Below are 18,850 nucleotides of genomic sequence, written 5' to 3'. Positions count from 1 at the left end.
GTTTTCTCCTAGGTGAGAAACGAGTCATAGGAATTTAAGATGTCTATCGAGATAAAAAATACTGGCGTGAAAAAAGTGGTTTTAGCCTATTCAGGTGGTCTAGATACCTCGGCCATTATTCCTTGGTTAAAAGAAAACTACGATAACTGTGAAATCATCGCATTTTGCGCCGACGTTGGCCAAGGCGAAGAAGAGCTGGTTGGCTTGACTGAAAAAGCCTTAGCTTCAGGTGCTTCTGAATGTCATATCGTCGATCTAAAAGAAGAATTCGTTAAAGACTATATCTACCCAACGATTGCGAGCGGTGCGATTTACGAAGGCACTTATTTACTGGGTACGTCAATGGCGCGTCCTATCATTGCTAAAGCGCAGGTTGAAGTGGCTCGTAAAGTGGGCGCCGATGCTCTGTGCCACGGTTGTACCGGCAAAGGTAACGACCAAGTTCGTTTCGAAGGTTGCTTCGCCGCATTAGCACCTGATTTAAAAGTGATTGCACCATGGCGTGAATGGACTATGCAGAGCCGTGAAGATCTGCTGGCCTATTTAGCTGAACGTGACATCAAGACGTCAGCGTCAGCGACTAAAATCTATAGCCGTGATGCCAACGCTTTCCATATTTCCCATGAAGGTGGTGAGTTAGAAGATCCATGGAACGAGCCAAGCAAAGGCGTATGGACACTGACTGCCGATCCTGAAGATGCACCGAACAAGCCTGAATATGTGTCGCTAGAAGTAGAACATGGCCGTATTACTAAAGTGAATGGTGAAGCCCTAACGCCTTATGCTGCACTGATGACATTAAACGCGATTGCTGCGCCACACGGTGTGGGTCGTATCGACATCACTGAAAACCGTTTAGTCGGCATGAAGTCTCGTGGCTGTTATGAAACACCCGGCGGCACTGTGATGTTCGCAGCACTACGTGCGATTGAAGAGCTTGTACTCGACAAGACTAGCCGTAACTGGCGTGAGCAAGTTGCCGCACAAATGGCGCATTTAGTGTATGACGGCCGCTGGTTCACGCCACTGTGTAAGTCACTGTTGGCAGCATCTGAGTCATTGGCTGAGTCAGTGAACGGTGAAGTCGTGGTTAAACTCTACAAAGGCCAAGCGACGGCGGTGAAGAAGCGTTCACCTAACAGCTTGTACTCTGAAGCGTTTGCCACCTTCGGTGAAGATCAAGTGTACGATCAAAAACATGCAGAAGGCTTTATCCGCCTGTACTCATTAGCGAGCCGCATCCGCGCACTCAACGCTAATGATGTAAAGTCTAAGTAATAGGTCGTTTAAAAGGGCGCCTAGCGCCCTTTTTTGTTTTTAGGTTTTGATTTAGTTTTTGATTCAGATGAGTCGATTTCAAATCAGCAGTGAGTAAGGGGAGTTAGCATGGCTTTATGGGGTGGAAGATTTCAGGGCGAAACGAGCGCGCTATTCAAATTATTCAACGATTCGTTGCCTGTGGATTATCGCCTGTTCGAACAGGATGTGGTCGGCTCTATCGCTTGGGCGGATGCGATTGCTAGCGTGGGAATTATCACGGCCACTGAATGCAGCAACTTGAAAAAAGCACTCAATGAGCTGCTGGTGGAAGTGCAGGGCGATCCAGCGATTATTCTCGCCTCGGGCGCCGAAGATATTCACAGTTTCGTCGAGTCGGCCTTGATTGCCAAAGTGGGCGATCTCGGTAAAAAACTCCACACTGGTCGTAGCCGTAACGATCAAGTTGCCACCGATTTAAAGCTTTGGTGTCAATCCGAAGGCAAAGCATTACTCGCGCGCCTTCAAGGCTTACATGCTGAATTACTGGCGTTGGCTGAGCGTGAATTTGATGCGGTAATGCCGGGTTATACTCACTTGCAGCGCGCGCAACCTGTGACATTTGGCCACTGGTGTTTAGCGTATGTGGAAATGATTGAGCGGGATATCAGCCGTTTAGTCGATGCGTTAACTCGCGCGAATACCTGTCCATTAGGTTCTGGAGCATTAGCAGGCACTGCTTATAAAATAGATAGACATGCACTGGCTGCTGCGCTTAATTTTGCCTCGCCAACGCTCAATAGTTTAGACAGTGTGTCAGACAGAGACCACGTGGTAGAACTTTGCTCAACGGCATCGATCAGCATGATGCACTTGAGCCGTATGGCCGAAGATCTGATCTTCTTTAACTCGGGTGAGGCAAATTTTATTTCCCTGAGTGATGAAGTAACTTCGGGTTCATCCCTGATGCCACAGAAGAAAAATCCAGACGCATTAGAGCTTATCCGTGGCAAAACTGGCCGGGTTTATGGCAGCTTAGTGGGCATTCTCACTACGATGAAAGCGCTACCTTTGGCGTACAACAAAGATATGCAGGAAGATAAAGAAGGCCTGTTTGACGTGGTCGATAGTTGGGCAATTTGCCTCGATATGGCGGCGTTAGTGTTGTCAGGTTTGAAGGTCAATCGCCCTAATGCGCTGTTAGCGGCACAGCAAGGTTATGCAAATTCTACTGAGCTTGCGGATTATCTCGTGTCTAAAGGCATGCCTTTCCGTGAGGCGCACCATGTTGTGGGTGAAGTCGTGGTTGCTGCGATAGCGAAGCAAATTCCGCTTGAGGATTTCTCCTTGGCCGAATTAAAAACTTTTGCCGCTATCATTGAAGATGATGTCTATCCAAACCTGACTATTGAAGCTTGTTTAGCGAAACGTGACGTGCTCGGTGGTACTGCATTGCCACAAATTCAGCAGGCGATTGCGGCCAAGAAAGTACGTTAGCGAGTTATTCAAATCCACAATTCAAGCCAATAAAAAACGCGACATTAGGTCGCGTTTTTTATTGGGCCACAATTAGTGGTAATGAATTTTTAGCATTTGTTTATTGGAATAAATCATCGGTTGGTGCATCGATGAATAAATTGTTTTCATCCTGAGTTTCGCTGATGTATTCCTTCGGCTCTGTACCTGAAATAAAGTACTCGAACGCACTGGTATAGTCGGTTTTTCGAGTAAGTTTACCCGTCGCTAAATCAATGCGTACCGAAACTATGCCTTCTGGCGGAATCGAGGTTGTCTCAGGAGTGCCTTGTAAGACACTGTTCATAAACTCGTTCCAGCCTGGACCTGCTGTTTTCGCACCCGCTTCGGCGCCAGTTATCTGATCTTTTTCGCCGTTTGCATTCCATGCGGTTCTGCCCAGTTGGCGACCGTGATCGTCGAAACCGACCCAGAAAGTGCTAGTGATGACTGGGCTAAAACCACTGAACCAAGTGTCGCGCGATTCGTTTGTGGTACCCGTTTTACCTGCAATATCATGGCGCTTAATCAATTTTGCCGCGCGCCAAGCCGTACCTTGCCAACCCGTGCCTTTACTCCAATCGCCGCCGCCCCAGATCACGCTCTTCAGTGCTTCGGTAATGAGGAATGCCGTTTGCTCTGAAATAATTTGCGGAGCGTAGCGACCGGTTTGATCGAAACACTGCGCAACGGGGGCACTAGGTTCAGCACTAGAGTCTCCACTTACGCTGAACGCCACAGGATCGCTCGGTGTAACTGGTTGGTTAAGACTTTGGCTAGGCTTACAGGCCAATGTAGGGTTCGCTTTTTCGATAACATTGCCGTAAGCATCTTCTACGCGATCAATATAGAAAGGTTCGAGTAAGAAACCGCCGTTAGCAAATACGTTAAATGCAGTAACTACTTGCAATGGCGTGACTGAAGACGAACCTAATGCAATCGATTCGTTGCGAGGTAAGTCGTTAGGATCAAAACCAAATTCAACGAGTTGAGCAATGGTTTCGTCGAGTCCGACATGTCGCATTGCACGCACAGACATAACGTTAATAGATTGCGCTAAACCCACACGTAAACGAGTGGGGCCGCCATAGATATCGGGTGAGTTTTTAGGGCGCCATGCAGTGCCTTGGCTGATATCGGGTTTATTAATTGGCGCATTGTCTATGAGGGTCGCTAAGGTAAAGCCTTTCTCTAATGCTGCGGCATAGATGAAAGGTTTAATATTCGAACCTAATTGACGTTTCGCTTGAGTCACTCGGTTGTATTGGCTTTGGCTAAAGCTATAACCACCAACTAAAGTGCGAATAGCACCATTTTTGGGGTCGAGTGATACTGTTGCGCTGGCGACTTCTGGTACTTGCGATAGTTGCAAATATTGGCCGTTATCACGGATCCAAATACGCTCGCCGACCTTGAGTATGTCAGAAGCTGATTTCGGTACACTGCCTTGACGCTTATCAGTAATAAATTTACGTGCCCACTTCAATCCATCCCAAGTAATGACTTTAGTTTCGCCTTTGGCGGTCATTATGTTGGCTTGCTGATCTGCAATGCTGATGACTGCGGCGGGTTGTAATTCTTGTACTGAAGCAATCTTGGCTAGTTCAGTTTTGATTTGAGCAGGTTCAGGTTTTTCGTCCGTCCACAACACGGCAGCAGGACCTCGGTAGCCATGACGTTCATCATAGGCATAGACGTTATTACGCAGTGCCTGTTGAGCTTTAAGTTGTAGATCCGATGAGATAGTCGTATAGACGTTGTAGCCATTGGTATAGGCTTCTTCTTCACCGTACTTCTGTACCATGTAATCCCGAGCCATTTCAGAAATATAAGGGGCATAGAGATCAATTTCAGCGCCATGATATCTGGCCACCAATGGCTCTTGTAGTGCTGCTTGGTATTCGGTTTGGCTGATGTAGCCGACTTCATTCATCCGCATGAGGACGACATTACGGCGAGCTAATGCACGCGAAGGTGACGTGATTGGATTGAGTGTAGAGGGCGCCTTGGGTAGGCCTGCAATAACGGCCAGTTCAGATAAGCTGAGTTCTTGCACGTTTTTACCGAAATACACTTGCGCAGCAGCCCCAACCCCATAGGCCCGTTGGCCTAAGTAAATGCGGTTTACGTAGAGCTCTAAAATTTCATCTTTGGTGAGCAACTCTTCAATATGATAGGAGATAAAAATCTCCTTCACTTTACGAATAATAGTCTTATCGCGGGTTAAGAAGAAGTTACGTGCGACCTGCATGGTAATCGTACTCGCACCTTGCTTTTTCTCACCAGTGGTCAACATCACTAATGCGGCGCGAAGCACGCCAACAGGGTCTATACCACCATGTTCATAAAAGCGGGCATCTTCGGTTGCGATAAACGCCTGTAGCAGAGGTTTTGGCACTTCGTCTAACGTTAGTGGAATGCGACGTTTCTCACCGAATTGAGAAATAAGTTTGCCGTCACTACTGTAAATACGTAAAGGTGTTTGAAGTTGCACATTTTTTAGTGTTGAAACATCCGGTAAATCCGGCAAAACATAAAAGTATGCTGCCACAATGGCGCCTACGCCCAAAAGGGCTAGACTGAATAGTGCTATAACAATACGTTTTAACCACTTCACCAAAATTTATCCTAATGTTCTGTTAAGTGCGACAGTATATAAGGCGCACACGTCTTGGTGAAGTAAAAACGTGAGACTCACAAAATAGCATTTGTAAAATGATGAAACATTCGATACAAGTAAGTATAACAAGTTGATTTTGTGCTAATCTCTTTTACTGAAATATAAATAAAAAAGTGACAATGGATATGCTTTCAAATTTATGGAAGCGTCAGGCTCCGCAGATGGTGGGAATCGATATCGGTTCCCATGAAGTTAAGGCCATTTTGTTGAGTAAGACTGCTGACGGATACAAAATATTGAGTCATGCCGCGGTACCCATTAAGAAGGGGGCCGTTAACGATCATGATATTCGTGATGCTGATGCCGTTGTTGAATGCCTTAAGCAAATAAAACGTAGCCTGCCTAAATCCGTTAAATATGCCGCTGTTTCTGTTTCGGGTTCTGCTGTGATGACGAAAGTGATCTACATGGATGCCTCTCTTAGTGAGGAAGAAATGGAGGCACAGATAGAAATTGAAGCCGATAACCTTATTCCGTATTCACTCGATGAAGTTAGCATAGATTTTGAAACGCTAAACGTAAACAGTACCGATCCTACTAAAGTTGATGTGCTGTTGAGCGCATGCCGCACTGACAATATTGATGTCAGAGTCGATGCGCTGGATAGCGTGGAACTTGAGGCTAAAGTGGTGGATGTTGAAGGTTACGCTCTAGGTAGAGCTGCAGAGTTAATTCTGGCCCAGCTTCCAGAAGGAGCGAAACATAAAGCCGTCGCTATGGTTGATATCGGCGCGAATATGACGACTTTCTCTGTGGTTGAATCGGGTGAGACGACTTTTATTCGTGAGCAAGCTTTCGGTGGTGAGCAATTTACTCAGTCAATATTATCCTTCTATGGCATGTCTTATGATCAAGCTGAGAAAGCAAAGATTGAAGGCGACTTACCCCGAAATTATATGTTTGAAGTTTTGTCACCTTTTCAAACTCAGCTATTACAACAAATAAAACGTACGCTGCAGATTTATTGCACTTCCAGCGGTAAAGATAAAGTCGACTACCTCGTATTATGCGGTGGAACATCTAAATTAGAAGGTATGGCTAATTTACTGACGAATGAATTGGGTGTTCATACTATTATCGCCGATCCTTTTCAAGGGTGTTTGCATGCCGATGAGTCGGTTAAAAGTGCGCTGCAACCTACAATCAGCAAATATATGGTTGCTTGTGGCTTAGCATTGAGGAGTTACGGTCAATGGCGAACATAAACCTACTCCCTTGGCGAGAAGAGGCGAGAGAAAAACAAAAGCGCGACTATATTGGTATTTTAGCGGCAGTATTTTTAGCGTCGGCGATTTTAGTCTATGTCGCAGTATCTTTATTAGATGTTATGACCGATGAGCAAAAAGCACGTAACGCTTATTTGCAATCGGAAATCAGTCTGCTTGAAACACAAATTTCTGAGATCAAGAAAATTACAGAACGTAAGAAAGACATTGAGCGGCGTACAGAAATTATTCTTAATCTACAGCAATCCCGTAATTTGCCTACTCACGTGTTAGATGAGCTGGTTCGAATAGTACCTCCAGGAATATATCTGTCTAGCCTAGAGAAAAAGGGCAGTTTATTGCTGATTGAAGGGCGTAGTGAATCGAACAATAACGTCGCCAACATGATGCGAAAGGTGAAAACTTCCGAATGGTTAACCGATCCTAATATGCAATCGATCGTGACCCAAAATGAAGAGTTACGGCAGTTACAGCGTTTTAGTTTGAGAGTCACTATTAAAGGCGCGAGTGTAGATGAGCCTGAGAAAATGACAAAAGGAGCGAGTAAATGAAACTCGATCTAAGTCAATTTAATGATATCGACTTTGAAAATATTGGTGGTTGGCCAAATCAAGTTAAAACCTTTTTCGCGATCCTTTTAGCACTCTGTGTTTTTGCTGCGGGATATTTCTTGGTCGTCTCCGATTCGGTAGATATTTATACCGCAGAGCAAGATAAAGAAGTGCAGCTCAGAGATGATTTCAAGAATAAGTATCAACTTGCGGCAAATTTAAAACTCTACCGAGATCAGCTAGCGACGATGGAAGTGCAGTTTGCAGAGTTACTGAAGATGCTGCCTTCTGAAAATGAAATGCCAGGTTTGCTAGACGATTTAACTTTTGTGGCTACGGATGCAGGACTCAAAATTAATAGTTTGAATTGGGAGCCCGAAATTCAGCGGGATTTCTATATTGAGTTTCCAATTAAAATGTCTGTAACGGGAGATTACCATCAGCTAGGTAGTATGGTGAGTGGTGTCGCTAAGTTGCCACGTATCGTCAGCCTCCATGATTTTACCATTAAGCGAGATGAAGCCGGCAACTTAGCAATGGATATCTTAGCCAAGACATATCGCTTTAAAGAAGGGGCTGAATTACCGCCAGAAAAACCTGCTAATAAGGGGAAGAAATAATGAAATTCTTACCTTTGTTAGCCTTGAGTCTTTTTTTAATAGGTTGTGTTGGCGATCGTAGTGATTTAGAGCTATTTGTTACTACAACCAAAGCGCAACACGTTGCTCATATCCCACCCTTGAAAGAGCCGCCAAGATTTGAGCACTTTGCCTATCAAGCCGAGTTAATGCGTAGCCCTTTTGTACCACCTTCGCGTGAGTTAACGGAAGAGGTTGTTGATACCAGCAAAGATTGTTTACAACCGGACTTAAAGCGTCGAAAAGGACGATTAGAAACTTATCCTTTAGATAATTTAAAAATGCGTGGCACCTTAAGTGAAGCCGATACAACTTGGGCGTTAGTTGAAACAAATGACGGCAGTGTTTATCGGATGGGAGTTGGTGAGTATTTAGGTCTGTTTAATGGACGCATTTCTAAAGTTACTTCACAAAATGTCGAAGTAGTAGAATTAATTCCAGATGGTTCAGGTTGTTGGTCCGAAAGGACGAGCAATTTAGAACTTTCTGGAGAATAACGAGCGAAGGATGAGGGAATAATGAAATCTTCTGCCGCGATAAAAGTCCCGTTAATTTCTTCAGGCTTAATCAAGTCTGTTATTGGGATCGCATTGGTATTTGGAATTTTGCCATCGAGTTATGCTGCAAACCGATTAATGGATGTTAAGTACCATGCCTTGGTTGACCATCAGTTAGAGCTAGAGTTGGTATTTGAAGAAGCGGTAACACCGCCAGTTATTGACTCTAATGCCTCGCCTGCAGAGCTCGTATTAACCTTTGATAATAGTATTTCTGGTTTATCTAAGGATCGCTTACCCATTAATCAAGTCGGTGTAACTGACATGATGACTGAGCAGCAAGATACTCGTCTTAAAGTCACCTTAGGTATGTCCAAAGTGAAACCTTACCAAGGTTCAGTCATGGGCAACTCATATCGACTCACTATTAATGATGAGGTTGCGGGCGCTCAGACTCAGGCAGAAAATCCCTTCGTTAATAGCATTAAAAATATCGATTTTCGTCGTAATGAAAATGGTGGCGGTGAGTTATTGGTCTATTTGAATAACCGCTCGGTTGCCGTTAACGTTGAGCAAGTGGGCGCTAAACTCGAAGTTAAGTTATATAACACTGATATTAATAGTGATCTGCTTTATGTTATGGATGTGAAAGATTTTTCAACGCCAGTAAAAAGCTTCGAGACATTTAAAGAAGATCTAACAACGCGCATTTTAGTTGATATTGCTGGGGAATATGAGTTCAGTTACAAGCAAGAGGATAATCTCTTTAGACTCTCGATGAATAAAGTTGAGAGAGTTGCCGCCAAGAAAGATGTTAAAAAATACAATGGCCGTACTTTGTCGCTTAACTTTCAAAATATCCCTGTACGTACTGTTTTGCAGATCATTGCTGACTATAACAATTTTAACTTAGTCACGAGTGATACTGTTGAAGGCAACATCACCTTGAGATTGGATGATGTGCCCTGGGACCAAGCATTAGATTTGATTCTACAAACCAAAGGCCTAGATAAACGTATCGAAGGCAACATCTTAATGGTGGCACCGAGCGAAGAGTTGGCTATTCGTGAAAGCCAAAATCTCAAAAATAGGCAAGAAGTTAAAGAGCTAGCACCTTTGTATTCTGAGTACTTGCAAATTAACTATGCCAAAGCGATCGATATTGCTGAGCTCCTTAAAAGTGCAGATTCTAGTTTACTCTCGCCACGCGGCTCAGTTGCGGTCGATGAACGTACCAACACTGTACTCGTGAAAGATACGGCAGAAACGATTGAGAACATCCATCGTTTAGTCGAAGTACTCGATATCCCTATTCGTCAAGTACTGATCGAGTCACGTATGGTAACGGTCAAAGATGATGTCTCTGAAGACTTAGGCATACGTTGGGGCGTAACGGATCAGCAGGGCAGTAAGGGAACCTCAGGTACATTAGAAGGTGCTCAGAGTATTGCCAACGGCATCATTCCAACTCCTGACCAACGTTTGAACGTTAATTTGCCTGCGGCAGTGACCAATCCAACAAGTATCGCATTCCACGTTGCTAAGTTGGCAGATGGTACTATTCTTGATTTGGAATTGAGTGCGTTGGAGCAAGAAAATAAGGGTGAAATTATCGCCAGCCCTCGTATTACCACCTCTAACCAAAAGGCGGCTTATATTGAGCAGGGTGTGGAGATCCCTTATGTGCAGTCGACTTCAAGCGGTGCAACCTCGGTCACTTTTAAGAAAGCCGTGTTGTCCTTGCGAGTTACACCACAAATTACACCTGATAACCGCGTTATTTTAGATTTGGAAATCACCCAAGACTCTCAGGGCAAGACGGTTGACACACCAACGGGCCCCGCTGTCGCCATCGATACCCAGCGTATTGGCACTCAAGTGCTAGTTGATAACGGTGAAACCATAGTCCTTGGTGGTATTTATCAGCAAAACTTGATCAGCCGTGTGAGTAAAGTCCCTATTCTCGGTGACATTCCCTTAGTCGGTTTCCTGTTTAGGAACACAACAGACAAAAATGAGCGTCAAGAGCTACTTATTTTCGTAACCCCCAAAATAGTCGGTGAGAAGATCTAAGCACTTGCTATGTATCGACTAAAGCCAGCAGTGATTGCTGGCTTTATTATTACTGGAATACAATTCTTTGCATAAATAGCGCACATGGCTTGCCATAGTAGACCCTAAGCTGAGATAATCCTCGGTCAAGTCTCATAAGAGCAAGGTAACATATAGGTCGGCTTGATGTTGAGTCGATATAGGCATACTTTTCAATAAGATTCAGACGTACAAGAAATGGCTGAAAAACGTAATATTTTTCTGGTAGGCCCTATGGGCGCAGGTAAAAGCACAATTGGTCGCCATCTGGCGCAAATGCTGCATTTAGAATTCCACGATTCGGATCAAGAGATTGAACAACGCACAGGCGCTGATATTGCTTGGGTGTTTGACGTCGAAGGTGAAGAAGGCTTCCGTCGTCGTGAAGCTCAGGTTATTGCTGATTTGTCTGAGAAACAAGGTATCGTCCTTGCCACCGGTGGTGGTTCAGTACAAAGCAAAGATATCCGTAATCATCTGTCTGCTCGTGGCATTGTGGTTTACCTGGAAACCACTATCGACAAACAGGTCGCTCGTACTCAAAGAGACAAGCGACGCCCATTATTGCAAGTGGATGATCCTCGAGAAGTGTTGGAGAATCTTGCAGAGATCCGTAATCCATTGTACGAAGAAATTGCCGATGTGATTGTCAAAACCGATGATCAAAGCGCAAAGATCGTCGCAAATCAGATCATTGAGCAATTAGGTTTTTAGGCAGAATTTATGAAGCAAATTCAGGTTGATTTAGGTGTACGTAGTTATCCCATTTACATTGGCCAGAATTTGATGAGTGATGGCGAGACCTTGTCTCGCTACCTGCTTAAAAAACGTATTCTTATCGTCACCAATGAAACTGTCGCGCCTTTGTATCTAAAACAGATACAAGAGACGATGGCTTCGTTTGGTGAGGTAGAGAGTGTTATCCTTCCCGATGGCGAACAATTCAAAGACTTAGCACATCTAGATACTATTTTTACTGCATTGCTGCAGCAAAACTATGGTCGAGATTCTGTGCTGGTGGCTTTGGGTGGCGGCGTGATTGGTGATATGACGGGCTTTGCCGCGGCATGTTATCAACGTGGGATCGATTTTATTCAAATTCCGACAACTTTATTGTCGCAGGTGGATTCTTCCGTCGGCGGTAAAACGGCTGTTAACCATCCTCTTGGTAAAAACATGATTGGGGCCTTTTATCAGCCACAAATCGTGCTTATCGATACTTTATGTTTACATACGCTTCCAGCGCGCGAGTTTGCGGCGGGAATGGCGGAAGTCATCAAGTATGGCATCATGTGGGATGCTGATTTTTTTCAATGGCTTGAAGATAATGTAACGGCGCTAAAAACCTTAGATGCCGAAGCATTAGTTTATGCTATCTCTCGTTGCTGTGAGATTAAAGCCGATGTGGTTAGCCAAGATGAAACTGAGCAGGGCGTGCGTGCTTTGTTGAATCTGGGTCATACCTTTGGTCACGCGATTGAAGCCGAAATGGGCTACGGTAATTGGCTGCATGGTGAAGCCGTGTCAGCTGGCACAGTCCTTGCTGCTAAAACAGCTAAGGCACTGGGGCTTATCGATGAGTCAATCGTTTGTCGTATCATACAGTTACTACAAGCTTTTGATCTTCCAGTGAGTGCGCCGGAATCTATGGATTTCGACAGTTTCATTCAACATATGCGACGCGATAAAAAAGTTTTAGGCGGTCAGATTCGACTGGTGCTCCCAACGGCAATAGGCCGCGCGGATGTGTTTAGTCAAGTCACAGAATCTACCCTTGAACAGGTTATTCGCTGCGCATAAAAACTGTGTGGTGGGCGAGTGACGTTTCAGGGTTCTGTCTTGCTTCCTTCTCAGGAAGCCCTCATACAAAGAATGCATCATGTTGCCAGTTATAGCGATCAGCTGCTGGTGCTTTCTGGTGTCAGCGGTTCAGGAAAAACGACCTTAGTTACCGGATTAGCGACCGATTTTGACGAGTCAAATGCGGCATTTGTGATTTGTCCTATGCATGCAGATAACGCTGAGATCCGCCGCAAAATTCTAGTCCAGCTAATTTCATCCCCTATTTTTGACGACGACATTCCCCTCGCCGATACTCTGTTGCGGCTTGCGAGCACGCAAACTAAACCCCTACATATCATTATCGATGATGCGCATTTATTGCCTAAGGCGCTATGGGCTGAGTGTATTATTCTCAATCAAATTCAGTGTGCGGGTAAGAATATTGCCGTCACGCTCACGGTTCCACCGGCATTCTTAGCGGACCTATTGCCACAATTACCCGAGCAATTGCGGCGGCAAATATTGCCTATCAGTATTGAGCCGTTAACCATGCCAGAGCGTGAAGCTTTGTATCAAACATTGCTGAGATACAGCGCTCAAAACCCTTTTACGCCAAGGGAAATCGTACGCAGTCAGCTTGAGAAGCAAACGGGTACGCCGCAAGAAGTGGTCAATCTGTTAGATAAAGCCTTGCATAGCCCGCAAGAGAAAACATCTTCTTGGATGAAATATAAAGCTGTGATGGTGACAGCTGTGAGCATGTTGTTAGCGCTAGGTATTTGGCTTGGTGTTACTCAACCATTTTCTGAAGAGCAAGCCATAGAGACTGCGACTTTTCCTGCGATAGATTCACCCGCTTTCTTGTCCTATGGGCAAAAAATCTTAGCCCCCTATTTTGCTCTGCGCGCTGAACAATTAAAGTTTGCGGCCGTAACCGTGAAAGTTAACGAACTAGATACATCCAAAGCCAAAACAGAACAGGCTGTCGATCCATTAAGTGAATTTCATGGTGAGGCACCACATCCAGAGCCTGATGATGCAGCCTTAGTGAGTGTTGGTGAAGTGAGTAGCAAGTCTTTTGGTGATGATGAGCTTCAATCTAAAACAGTAGATGTCCAGTCTCCAGCGCCAGAGGTGGCAAAGGTTGATAAAACAGTTTTGGAACCGCAAAAGCCACTCAAAGGTTATACCGTACAAATAGCGAGTGTTGCTCAGTTAGAGACCTTGCGTTCGACATTAAAGAGTCTTGAGAATGTTGAGGGCGTTCGAGTCGCAAAGTATAAACAGCGGTGGGTTGTCCTCGTTGGTCACTATAGCAGTAGCAAATTGGCTTCGAATGCGGCGGCTCAATTGGTTAAGGAGTATCGTTTTGAGCAACCTTGGGTCAGAAAATGGGCCGATTTGAAAGATTATCAAGTAGAAGAAAGTCTCTCAAATCGTGAAATTTCAGAATAAACAGAGTACAATCATGGCCTTTATTTTTGTCGGCATTCATCAAGTTAAATGATAAAAAAACACAGAGCCTTCCTTAAGTGGGCTGGCGGTAAATTTAAATTGGTGGATGATTTAGCCAGTTATTTACCCGCAGGAGACCGTTTGGTCGAGCCGTTTGTGGGTGCAGGATCCGTTTTCTTGAATACGGATTATCCTAGCTACCTGCTCTGTGACATTAATCAAGACTTGATCGAGTTATATCAGATAGTGAAGCATCAACCAGAAGCATACATTGCCGCAGCTAAAGCATTGTTTGTCGACGAGATGAATCAAAAGGAAGCTTACTATCAGGTGCGGACCGACTTTAATAAATGTCGCGACCCTTTCCAGCGTTCTGTGTATTTTCTTTATTTAAATCGCCATGGTTTTAATGGCTTATGCCGTTATAACCGTAAGGGTGGCTTCAATGTGCCCTTTGGCTCCTATAAAAAACCTTATTTCCCCGAAAAGGAAATCTGGGCCTTTTCTGAAAAAGCGCAACGTGCTGAGTTTAAATGCATTGGTTACGAAAAAGCCTTTGAGCAGACACGCAGTGGCGATGTTATCTATTGCGATCCACCTTACGCACCGTTATCTACTACATCCAGTTTCACGACATATGTTGGTGCCGGTTTTAGTTTAGACGATCAAGCACTGCTGGCTCGTCATTCGCGCCATACCGCGTTAGAGCGTGGTATTCCGGTATTGATTAGTAATCACGATATTCCATTAACTCGCGAGTTATATCGCGGTGCGCATTTAGCGAAAATTCAAGTGCAACGCAACATTAGCCAAAATGGCAGTGGTCGTAACAAAGTGGATGAGTTGATGGCGCTATATGATGAAAACTACGATCCAAAAGACGACTAGTTTCAACATAAATAACGTTTAGCTAAGCACTTGTCCTACGAGAAACATCAGACTTGCCACTAGGATGCCAGCTAATACTATGCCCATCACTATGTAGGGCAATGGGGAACTGGTTTGAAAATCTTTTTTACGATTTTCGCTAGTTTGTACCCCGAAAAAGGCGGCAATGGTACTGTGGAATACTTGCCAAATGCGGCTAAGCATTAATAGGCGAGATGCGACGTAGTGGGCTTGAGATCATCCATAGGTTTATCTTGATGACCATGTAATAGCTCAAGTAGATCGACAAAGTGGAACTGACTTGAACGGTTTTTACCTGTAAGCCACGTTTTCCAGCTTAAGGTTTGTGCTTGATCGGCGCAGCGATTATTAGGGTGGCTACTGGGCAGTGCATTGTTGTAACGAGTGTCATTGCTACAAGCGCAAGATGCAGTTTCGGTATTTTCCGTCAGTTTTTCAACGCCAAAAGCTAGCGTGGCCACTACAACTGCAGTAAATGCCAACATCATAGATGACTTAAATGTCACCGACCTAACATAGTGTGAAAACTGACTAAACCGCTCCATCATAACGCTTCCTTTGGAATGAACCAGCACTGCGCCTCGAGTATAACAAACTCGCTTAGTTTATGAACAAAAAATTATCAATTCCAGCCAAAATGCTCGGAAATATTAGCTTATTTTACCGTATCTAAGCCCCAATTTACTGCGATAGTTGCAGAGTGTGCTGCTTTGCAGGCATAGGCATAGTGGATCAATTGCCAGAAATGTGGCTTTAGCTATAGAGGCTTAGCTTGGCTCAGGGTAAAATAAGGCACTTTTTATCCAAATAGCAGCGAGTGTTTTATGCGTCCATTCTTGATTGCTCCATCAATTTTATCTGCCGATTTTGCCCGTTTGGGTGACGATGTAAAAGCTGTGTTAGATGCGGGAACCGACGTAGTACATTTTGATGTGATGGATAATCACTATGTTCCTAACTTAACGATTGGCCCTATGGTGTGCCAAGCATTGCGTAACTATGGGATTACCGCTGATATTGATGTGCATTTGATGGTCAAGCCGGTTGACCGTATCGTGCCTGATTTTGCTAAAGCGGGCGCGTCTATTATTACTTTCCACCCAGAAGCCTCTGAGCACGTCGATCGCACTCTTCAGCTCATCAAAGAGTGCGGTTGCAAGGCGGGTCTCGTGTTTAATCCTGCGACACCACTGCATTATCTTGACCATGTGATGGATAAACTCGACGTGATCCTATTGATGTCAGTGAACCCTGGTTTTGGTGGTCAATCCTTTATTCCATCAACCTTAGATAAGCTGCGCCAAGTGCGTGCGCGTATTGATGCCAGTGGTTTTGATATTCGTTTAGAAGTCGATGGCGGCGTTAAAGTCGACAATATCGCAGAAATCGCGGCCGCCGGTGCGGACATGTTTGTTGCGGGCTCGGCTATTTTCGGCAAGCCCGATTATAAGGCCGTTGTTGATGAGATGCGTGCCGAACTTGCTAAAGTTGGGGCATAGCCATGTGGGATAAGATTAAAGCGATTGCGTTTGATCTAGATGGCACGCTGATTGACAGTGTGCCTGACCTAACCGTTGCCACGCAGGAAGCCTTAGCCGAGTTAGGTTTGAAGAGCTGCTCTGAGGCGCAAGTTCGTACTTGGGTCGGTAACGGTGCAGAGATGTTGATGCGCCGTGCTATGAGTCATGCTTTGGGAACGGATGTTGAGCAAACAACCCTTGATGCGGCTATGCCGATTTTTATGCATCATTACCAAGAGAATCTTGAGAAGCACAGTGCGCTGTATAGCGACGTGCATCAAGTGCTGCAAACTTTGTTTGATGCAGGCTTTAAGTTAGCGGTTGTCACCAATAAACCCTATCGTTTTACCATGCCATTACTCAATGCCTTTGGGATTAACGACTTTTTCAGCTTAGTGTTAGGTGGCGATACCTTAGCTAAGATGAAGCCCGACCCTTTGCCGCTGCAGCACTTATTGCATGAGTGGCAATTGGAGAAAACTGAGTTATTGATGGTCGGCGATTCTAAAAACGACATTTTAGCCGCGAAAGCGGCTGGGATAGCGTCAATCGGCTTGACCTACGGCTACAACTACGGTGAAGATATTGGGCTCAGTGGCCCAGATGCCGTATGTGAGCAATTTAGTGAGATTTTGAACTGGGTAAAACCTACCAAGTAATGGGTTACCTGTTCTTTAGTCGATTTTTTAGTCTTTTTATATAGATAGTGGAGCAATGACGTAATGACCAAACCCATAGTACTCAGCGGTGCACAGCCGTCCGGCGAATTAACCATAGGTAACTACATGGGTGCATTGCGTCAATGGGTTGCGATGCAAGATAGCCACGACTGCCTGTATTGTGTAGTTGATTTGCATGCCATTACGGTGCGCCAAGATCCTAAAGCGTTGCGCGAAGCGTGTTTAGATACCTTAGCCCTGTATTTGGCCTGTGGCGTAGATCCTAAAAAGAGTACAGTGTTTATCCAGTCACAGGTGCCACAACATACGCAATTGGGTTGGGCATTAAACTGCTATACCCAAATGGGCGAGTTGAGCCGCATGACTCAGTTTAAAGATAAATCACAAAAGCACGCTAACAACATCAACGTGGGTTTATTTGGCTACCCAGTGTTGATGGCGGCGGATATTCTGATTTATCAAGCGAACGAAATCCCCGTTGGCCAAGATCAGAAGCAACACCTTGAGTTAACGCGTGATATCGCTACTCGCTTTAATAATGCCTATGGTGATACTTTCACCATTCCTGAGCCGTTTATTCCTGAACTTGGCGCTAAAGTCATGTCGCTGCAGGAGCCGCTAAAGAAGATGTCTAAGTCAGACGATAACCGTAATAACGTTATCGGCCTGCTAGAAGATCCGAAATCAGTGCTGAAGAAGCTGAAAAAAGCCATGACAGACAGTGATGAGCCGCCAGTCGTGCGTTTTGATGTGGATAATAAGCCGGGTGTTTCTAACCTGCTGAGTCTCATGTCGGGTGTGACTGGGCAAAGCATTGCGAGCCTAGAAGCCGAGTTTGAAGGCAAGATGTATGGCCATTTGAAAGGTGCAGCAGGTGACGCGGTTGTGAGCATGTTAGAACCACTGCAAGAGCGTTACCGCGCGATTCGTAGCGATCGCGCTTACTTAGACCAAGTGATGAAAGCTGGTGCACAGAGTGCGCAGGCGCGTGCCGAAGTGACCCTGAAGAAAGTGTATGAGAAGATTGGTTTGTTAGTGTAATCAATCGATCGATAAATTAAGCCGACGTTCGCGTCGGCTTTTTTGTGCCTGTAAATTCATCCTAAGCCTGTGATTTTAGCCAAGATGAGAAAGCGGCAATCGCAGGTTCTGATAAACGGCGTTGCTTACAAAAGAAGGTAAATTCAAATCCGGTATGCACATCGGGCAGATTCAAGGCGACTAAACGCCCCGTTGTGATATCGCCAGCCACCATAAAATCCGGTGCTAGGGCTAAGCCTTGGCCAGCAATCGCCGCTTCAATCGCCATTACAATATGACTAAATACATGCTGTTGTTCGTTATCGAGTGGTATTTGGTGCGCCGATGACCACTTGTGCCAGTCGAGCCCTAATGGTCCTTCATCAACCACCAGCAGGGCTTGTTGCTGGAAATTACTCAGGCTTATGTCGCGCCATTTAAGGTAAAAACTGGGGCTGCATACAGGAATTAAACGCTCTTTGTGCAGTAACTGTTGCCAATAGCCACGTTGATTTAGCTTACCGGCAATGAAGATATCCGCGGTACTGGTGCTTAGATCAGGATCTTGGGTGATCATCTCGAGGCGTATTTTCACACTCGGATATTGGCGGCGAAAATCGGCGAGCCTTGGGATTAACCATTTTACTGAAAATGAGCTGTAAACGGCTAGGCAGAGCTGTTGATTTGGCGTATCGCGTACTTTTAAGTTGAGGTCGCTTAACTCGTTGAATATCCTCTCTAACTCTAAAAATAGTCCGTGCCCCTTAGGCGTTAACTGCAGTTTACGCCCCTGACGGTCAAACAGTTGCTCGCCAAAATACTCTTCTAATACTCGCACTTGGTGCGACACTGCACTTTGGGTGATGCACAGTTCATCGGCGGCCTTAGAAAAATGCTGCTGTCTGGCGGCAGCTTCAAACACTTGTAGAGCGCGTAATGGCGGGAGCTTTCTCATGATTTTCAATATCTAAAGGCTTTAGTATGAATTTAATTCATCTAGCATGAGAAAGCATCATTTCAGCTTAAGTT

The 18,850-nt window shown here is 45.1% G+C and carries 18 protein-coding genes; 14 read left to right on the top strand and 4 right to left on the bottom strand.

From position 1 onward, the window contains the following. Positions 1-39: 39 nt before the first annotated feature. Positions 40-1,278, top strand: a complete 1,239-nt coding sequence (locus L5M37_RS17170) for an argininosuccinate synthase (RefSeq protein WP_173496126.1) — start codon at positions 40-42, stop codon at positions 1,276-1,278. 108 nt (positions 1,279-1,386) lie between these two features. Beyond that, positions 1,387-2,754: an argininosuccinate lyase gene (gene argH, locus L5M37_RS17165; protein ID WP_263201346.1), complete on the top strand. Its 1,368-nt coding sequence runs from the start codon at positions 1,387-1,389 to the stop codon at positions 2,752-2,754. A 100-nt stretch (positions 2,755-2,854) separates the two neighbouring features. Here the strand turns inward: argH and L5M37_RS17160 are convergent, their stop codons facing one another. Further along, positions 2,855-5,389, bottom strand: a complete 2,535-nt coding sequence (locus L5M37_RS17160) for a penicillin-binding protein 1A (RefSeq protein WP_263201345.1) — start codon at positions 5,387-5,389, stop codon at positions 2,855-2,857. Positions 5,390-5,577: 188 nt separating this feature from the next. Between L5M37_RS17160 and L5M37_RS17155 the strand changes: the two genes are divergently transcribed. From L5M37_RS17155 to L5M37_RS17115, 9 genes are all read left to right on the top strand, one after another. Beyond that, entirely contained in the window at positions 5,578-6,657 is a 1,080-nt protein-coding gene (locus L5M37_RS17155) for a pilus assembly protein PilM (protein WP_105253014.1), read from the top strand. Then, entirely contained in the window at positions 6,645-7,229 is a 585-nt protein-coding gene (locus L5M37_RS17150) for a PilN domain-containing protein (protein WP_105250539.1), read from the top strand. Before L5M37_RS17155 ends, L5M37_RS17150 begins: the two co-directional genes overlap by 13 nt. Beyond that, entirely contained in the window at positions 7,226-7,849 is a 624-nt protein-coding gene (locus L5M37_RS17145) for a type 4a pilus biogenesis protein PilO (protein WP_263186317.1), read from the top strand. The genes L5M37_RS17150 and L5M37_RS17145 overlap by 4 nt, the downstream gene beginning before the upstream one ends. Beyond that, the gene (locus tag L5M37_RS17140; RefSeq protein ID WP_263201344.1) at positions 7,849-8,364 is read left to right on the top strand and encodes a pilus assembly protein PilP; all 516 of its coding nucleotides are present in this window, start codon (positions 7,849-7,851) and stop codon (positions 8,362-8,364) included. The genes L5M37_RS17145 and L5M37_RS17140 overlap by 1 nt, the downstream gene beginning before the upstream one ends. A gap of 21 nt (positions 8,365-8,385) precedes the next feature. Beyond that, positions 8,386-10,437: a type IV pilus secretin PilQ gene (locus L5M37_RS17135; RefSeq protein WP_113941458.1), complete on the top strand. Its 2,052-nt coding sequence runs from the start codon at positions 8,386-8,388 to the stop codon at positions 10,435-10,437. Between the two features lie 216 nt (positions 10,438-10,653). Then, complete coding sequence (aroK, locus tag L5M37_RS17130) at positions 10,654-11,169, top strand: shikimate kinase AroK (protein WP_006083542.1); 516 nt, start codon at positions 10,654-10,656, stop codon at positions 11,167-11,169. Between the two features lie 9 nt (positions 11,170-11,178). Further along, on the top strand, positions 11,179-12,255 hold the full coding sequence (gene aroB / locus L5M37_RS17125) for a 3-dehydroquinate synthase (RefSeq protein WP_113941457.1): 1,077 nt from the start codon (positions 11,179-11,181) through the stop codon (positions 12,253-12,255). A gap of 18 nt (positions 12,256-12,273) precedes the next feature. Continuing rightward, complete coding sequence (locus L5M37_RS17120; protein WP_263201343.1) at positions 12,274-13,692, top strand: AAA family ATPase; 1,419 nt, start codon at positions 12,274-12,276, stop codon at positions 13,690-13,692. Positions 13,693-13,740: 48 nt separating this feature from the next. Then, entirely contained in the window at positions 13,741-14,580 is an 840-nt protein-coding gene (locus L5M37_RS17115) for a Dam family site-specific DNA-(adenine-N6)-methyltransferase (protein ID WP_131525404.1), read from the top strand. Positions 14,581-14,598: 18 nt separating this feature from the next. Here L5M37_RS17115 and L5M37_RS17110 read toward each other — a convergent pair whose 3' ends face one another. Further along, entirely contained in the window at positions 14,599-14,784 is a 186-nt protein-coding gene (locus L5M37_RS17110; protein WP_263201342.1) for a DUF2970 domain-containing protein, read from the bottom strand. Continuing rightward, the gene (locus tag L5M37_RS17105; protein WP_105250531.1) at positions 14,784-15,149 is read right to left on the bottom strand and encodes a hypothetical protein; all 366 of its coding nucleotides are present in this window, start codon (positions 15,147-15,149) and stop codon (positions 14,784-14,786) included. The genes L5M37_RS17110 and L5M37_RS17105 overlap by 1 nt, the downstream gene beginning before the upstream one ends. Positions 15,150-15,425: 276 nt before the next feature. On the opposite strand from L5M37_RS17105, the gene rpe reads away from it, so the two are divergent. From rpe to trpS, 3 genes are all read left to right on the top strand, one after another. After that, complete coding sequence (rpe, locus tag L5M37_RS17100; protein WP_012090481.1) at positions 15,426-16,100, top strand: ribulose-phosphate 3-epimerase; 675 nt, start codon at positions 15,426-15,428, stop codon at positions 16,098-16,100. 2 nt (positions 16,101-16,102) lie between these two features. Beyond that, complete coding sequence (locus L5M37_RS17095; RefSeq protein WP_263174068.1) at positions 16,103-16,780, top strand: phosphoglycolate phosphatase; 678 nt, start codon at positions 16,103-16,105, stop codon at positions 16,778-16,780. A gap of 63 nt (positions 16,781-16,843) precedes the next feature. Continuing rightward, the gene (gene trpS, locus L5M37_RS17090; RefSeq protein WP_263201341.1) at positions 16,844-17,842 is read left to right on the top strand and encodes a tryptophan--tRNA ligase; all 999 of its coding nucleotides are present in this window, start codon (positions 16,844-16,846) and stop codon (positions 17,840-17,842) included. A 61-nt stretch (positions 17,843-17,903) separates the two neighbouring features. Here trpS and L5M37_RS17085 read toward each other — a convergent pair whose 3' ends face one another. Continuing rightward, positions 17,904-18,776, bottom strand: a complete 873-nt coding sequence (locus tag L5M37_RS17085; protein ID WP_173913161.1) for a LysR substrate-binding domain-containing protein — start codon at positions 18,774-18,776, stop codon at positions 17,904-17,906. Positions 18,777-18,850 lie beyond the last annotated feature (74 nt).

Source organism: Shewanella sp. SM69 (genome assembly GCF_025653985.1).
Classification (GTDB): domain Bacteria; phylum Pseudomonadota; class Gammaproteobacteria; order Enterobacterales; family Shewanellaceae; genus Shewanella; species Shewanella oncorhynchi.
This window is presented reverse-complemented; position numbering and strand designations above follow the sequence as displayed.

What these genes read in the sequence shown, in the direction of transcription:
- argH (WP_263201346.1), top strand. Translation starts at nt 1,387, where the DNA reads ATGGCTTTATGGGGTGGAAGATTTCAGGGCGAAACGAGCGCGCTATTC.
- rpe (WP_012090481.1), top strand. Translation starts at nt 15,426, where the DNA reads ATGCGTCCATTCTTGATTGCTCCATCAATTTTATCTGCCGATTTTGCC.
- L5M37_RS17145 (WP_263186317.1), top strand. Translation starts at nt 7,226, where the DNA reads ATGAAACTCGATCTAAGTCAATTTAATGATATCGACTTTGAAAATATT.
- L5M37_RS17140 (WP_263201344.1), top strand. Translation starts at nt 7,849, where the DNA reads ATGAAATTCTTACCTTTGTTAGCCTTGAGTCTTTTTTTAATAGGTTGT.
- L5M37_RS17105 (WP_105250531.1), bottom strand. Translation starts at nt 15,149, where the DNA reads ATGATGGAGCGGTTTAGTCAGTTTTCACACTATGTTAGGTCGGTGACA.
- L5M37_RS17115 (WP_131525404.1), top strand. Translation starts at nt 13,741, where the DNA reads ATGATAAAAAAACACAGAGCCTTCCTTAAGTGGGCTGGCGGTAAATTT.
- L5M37_RS17110 (WP_263201342.1), bottom strand. Translation starts at nt 14,784, where the DNA reads ATGCTTAGCCGCATTTGGCAAGTATTCCACAGTACCATTGCCGCCTTT.
- L5M37_RS17170 (WP_173496126.1), top strand. Translation starts at nt 40, where the DNA reads ATGTCTATCGAGATAAAAAATACTGGCGTGAAAAAAGTGGTTTTAGCC.
- aroB (WP_113941457.1), top strand. Translation starts at nt 11,179, where the DNA reads ATGAAGCAAATTCAGGTTGATTTAGGTGTACGTAGTTATCCCATTTAC.
- L5M37_RS17085 (WP_173913161.1), bottom strand. Translation starts at nt 18,776, where the DNA reads ATGAGAAAGCTCCCGCCATTACGCGCTCTACAAGTGTTTGAAGCTGCC.
- aroK (WP_006083542.1), top strand. Translation starts at nt 10,654, where the DNA reads ATGGCTGAAAAACGTAATATTTTTCTGGTAGGCCCTATGGGCGCAGGT.
- L5M37_RS17135 (WP_113941458.1), top strand. Translation starts at nt 8,386, where the DNA reads ATGAAATCTTCTGCCGCGATAAAAGTCCCGTTAATTTCTTCAGGCTTA.
- L5M37_RS17150 (WP_105250539.1), top strand. Translation starts at nt 6,645, where the DNA reads ATGGCGAACATAAACCTACTCCCTTGGCGAGAAGAGGCGAGAGAAAAA.
- trpS (WP_263201341.1), top strand. Translation starts at nt 16,844, where the DNA reads ATGACCAAACCCATAGTACTCAGCGGTGCACAGCCGTCCGGCGAATTA.
- L5M37_RS17095 (WP_263174068.1), top strand. Translation starts at nt 16,103, where the DNA reads ATGTGGGATAAGATTAAAGCGATTGCGTTTGATCTAGATGGCACGCTG.
- L5M37_RS17155 (WP_105253014.1), top strand. Translation starts at nt 5,578, where the DNA reads ATGCTTTCAAATTTATGGAAGCGTCAGGCTCCGCAGATGGTGGGAATC.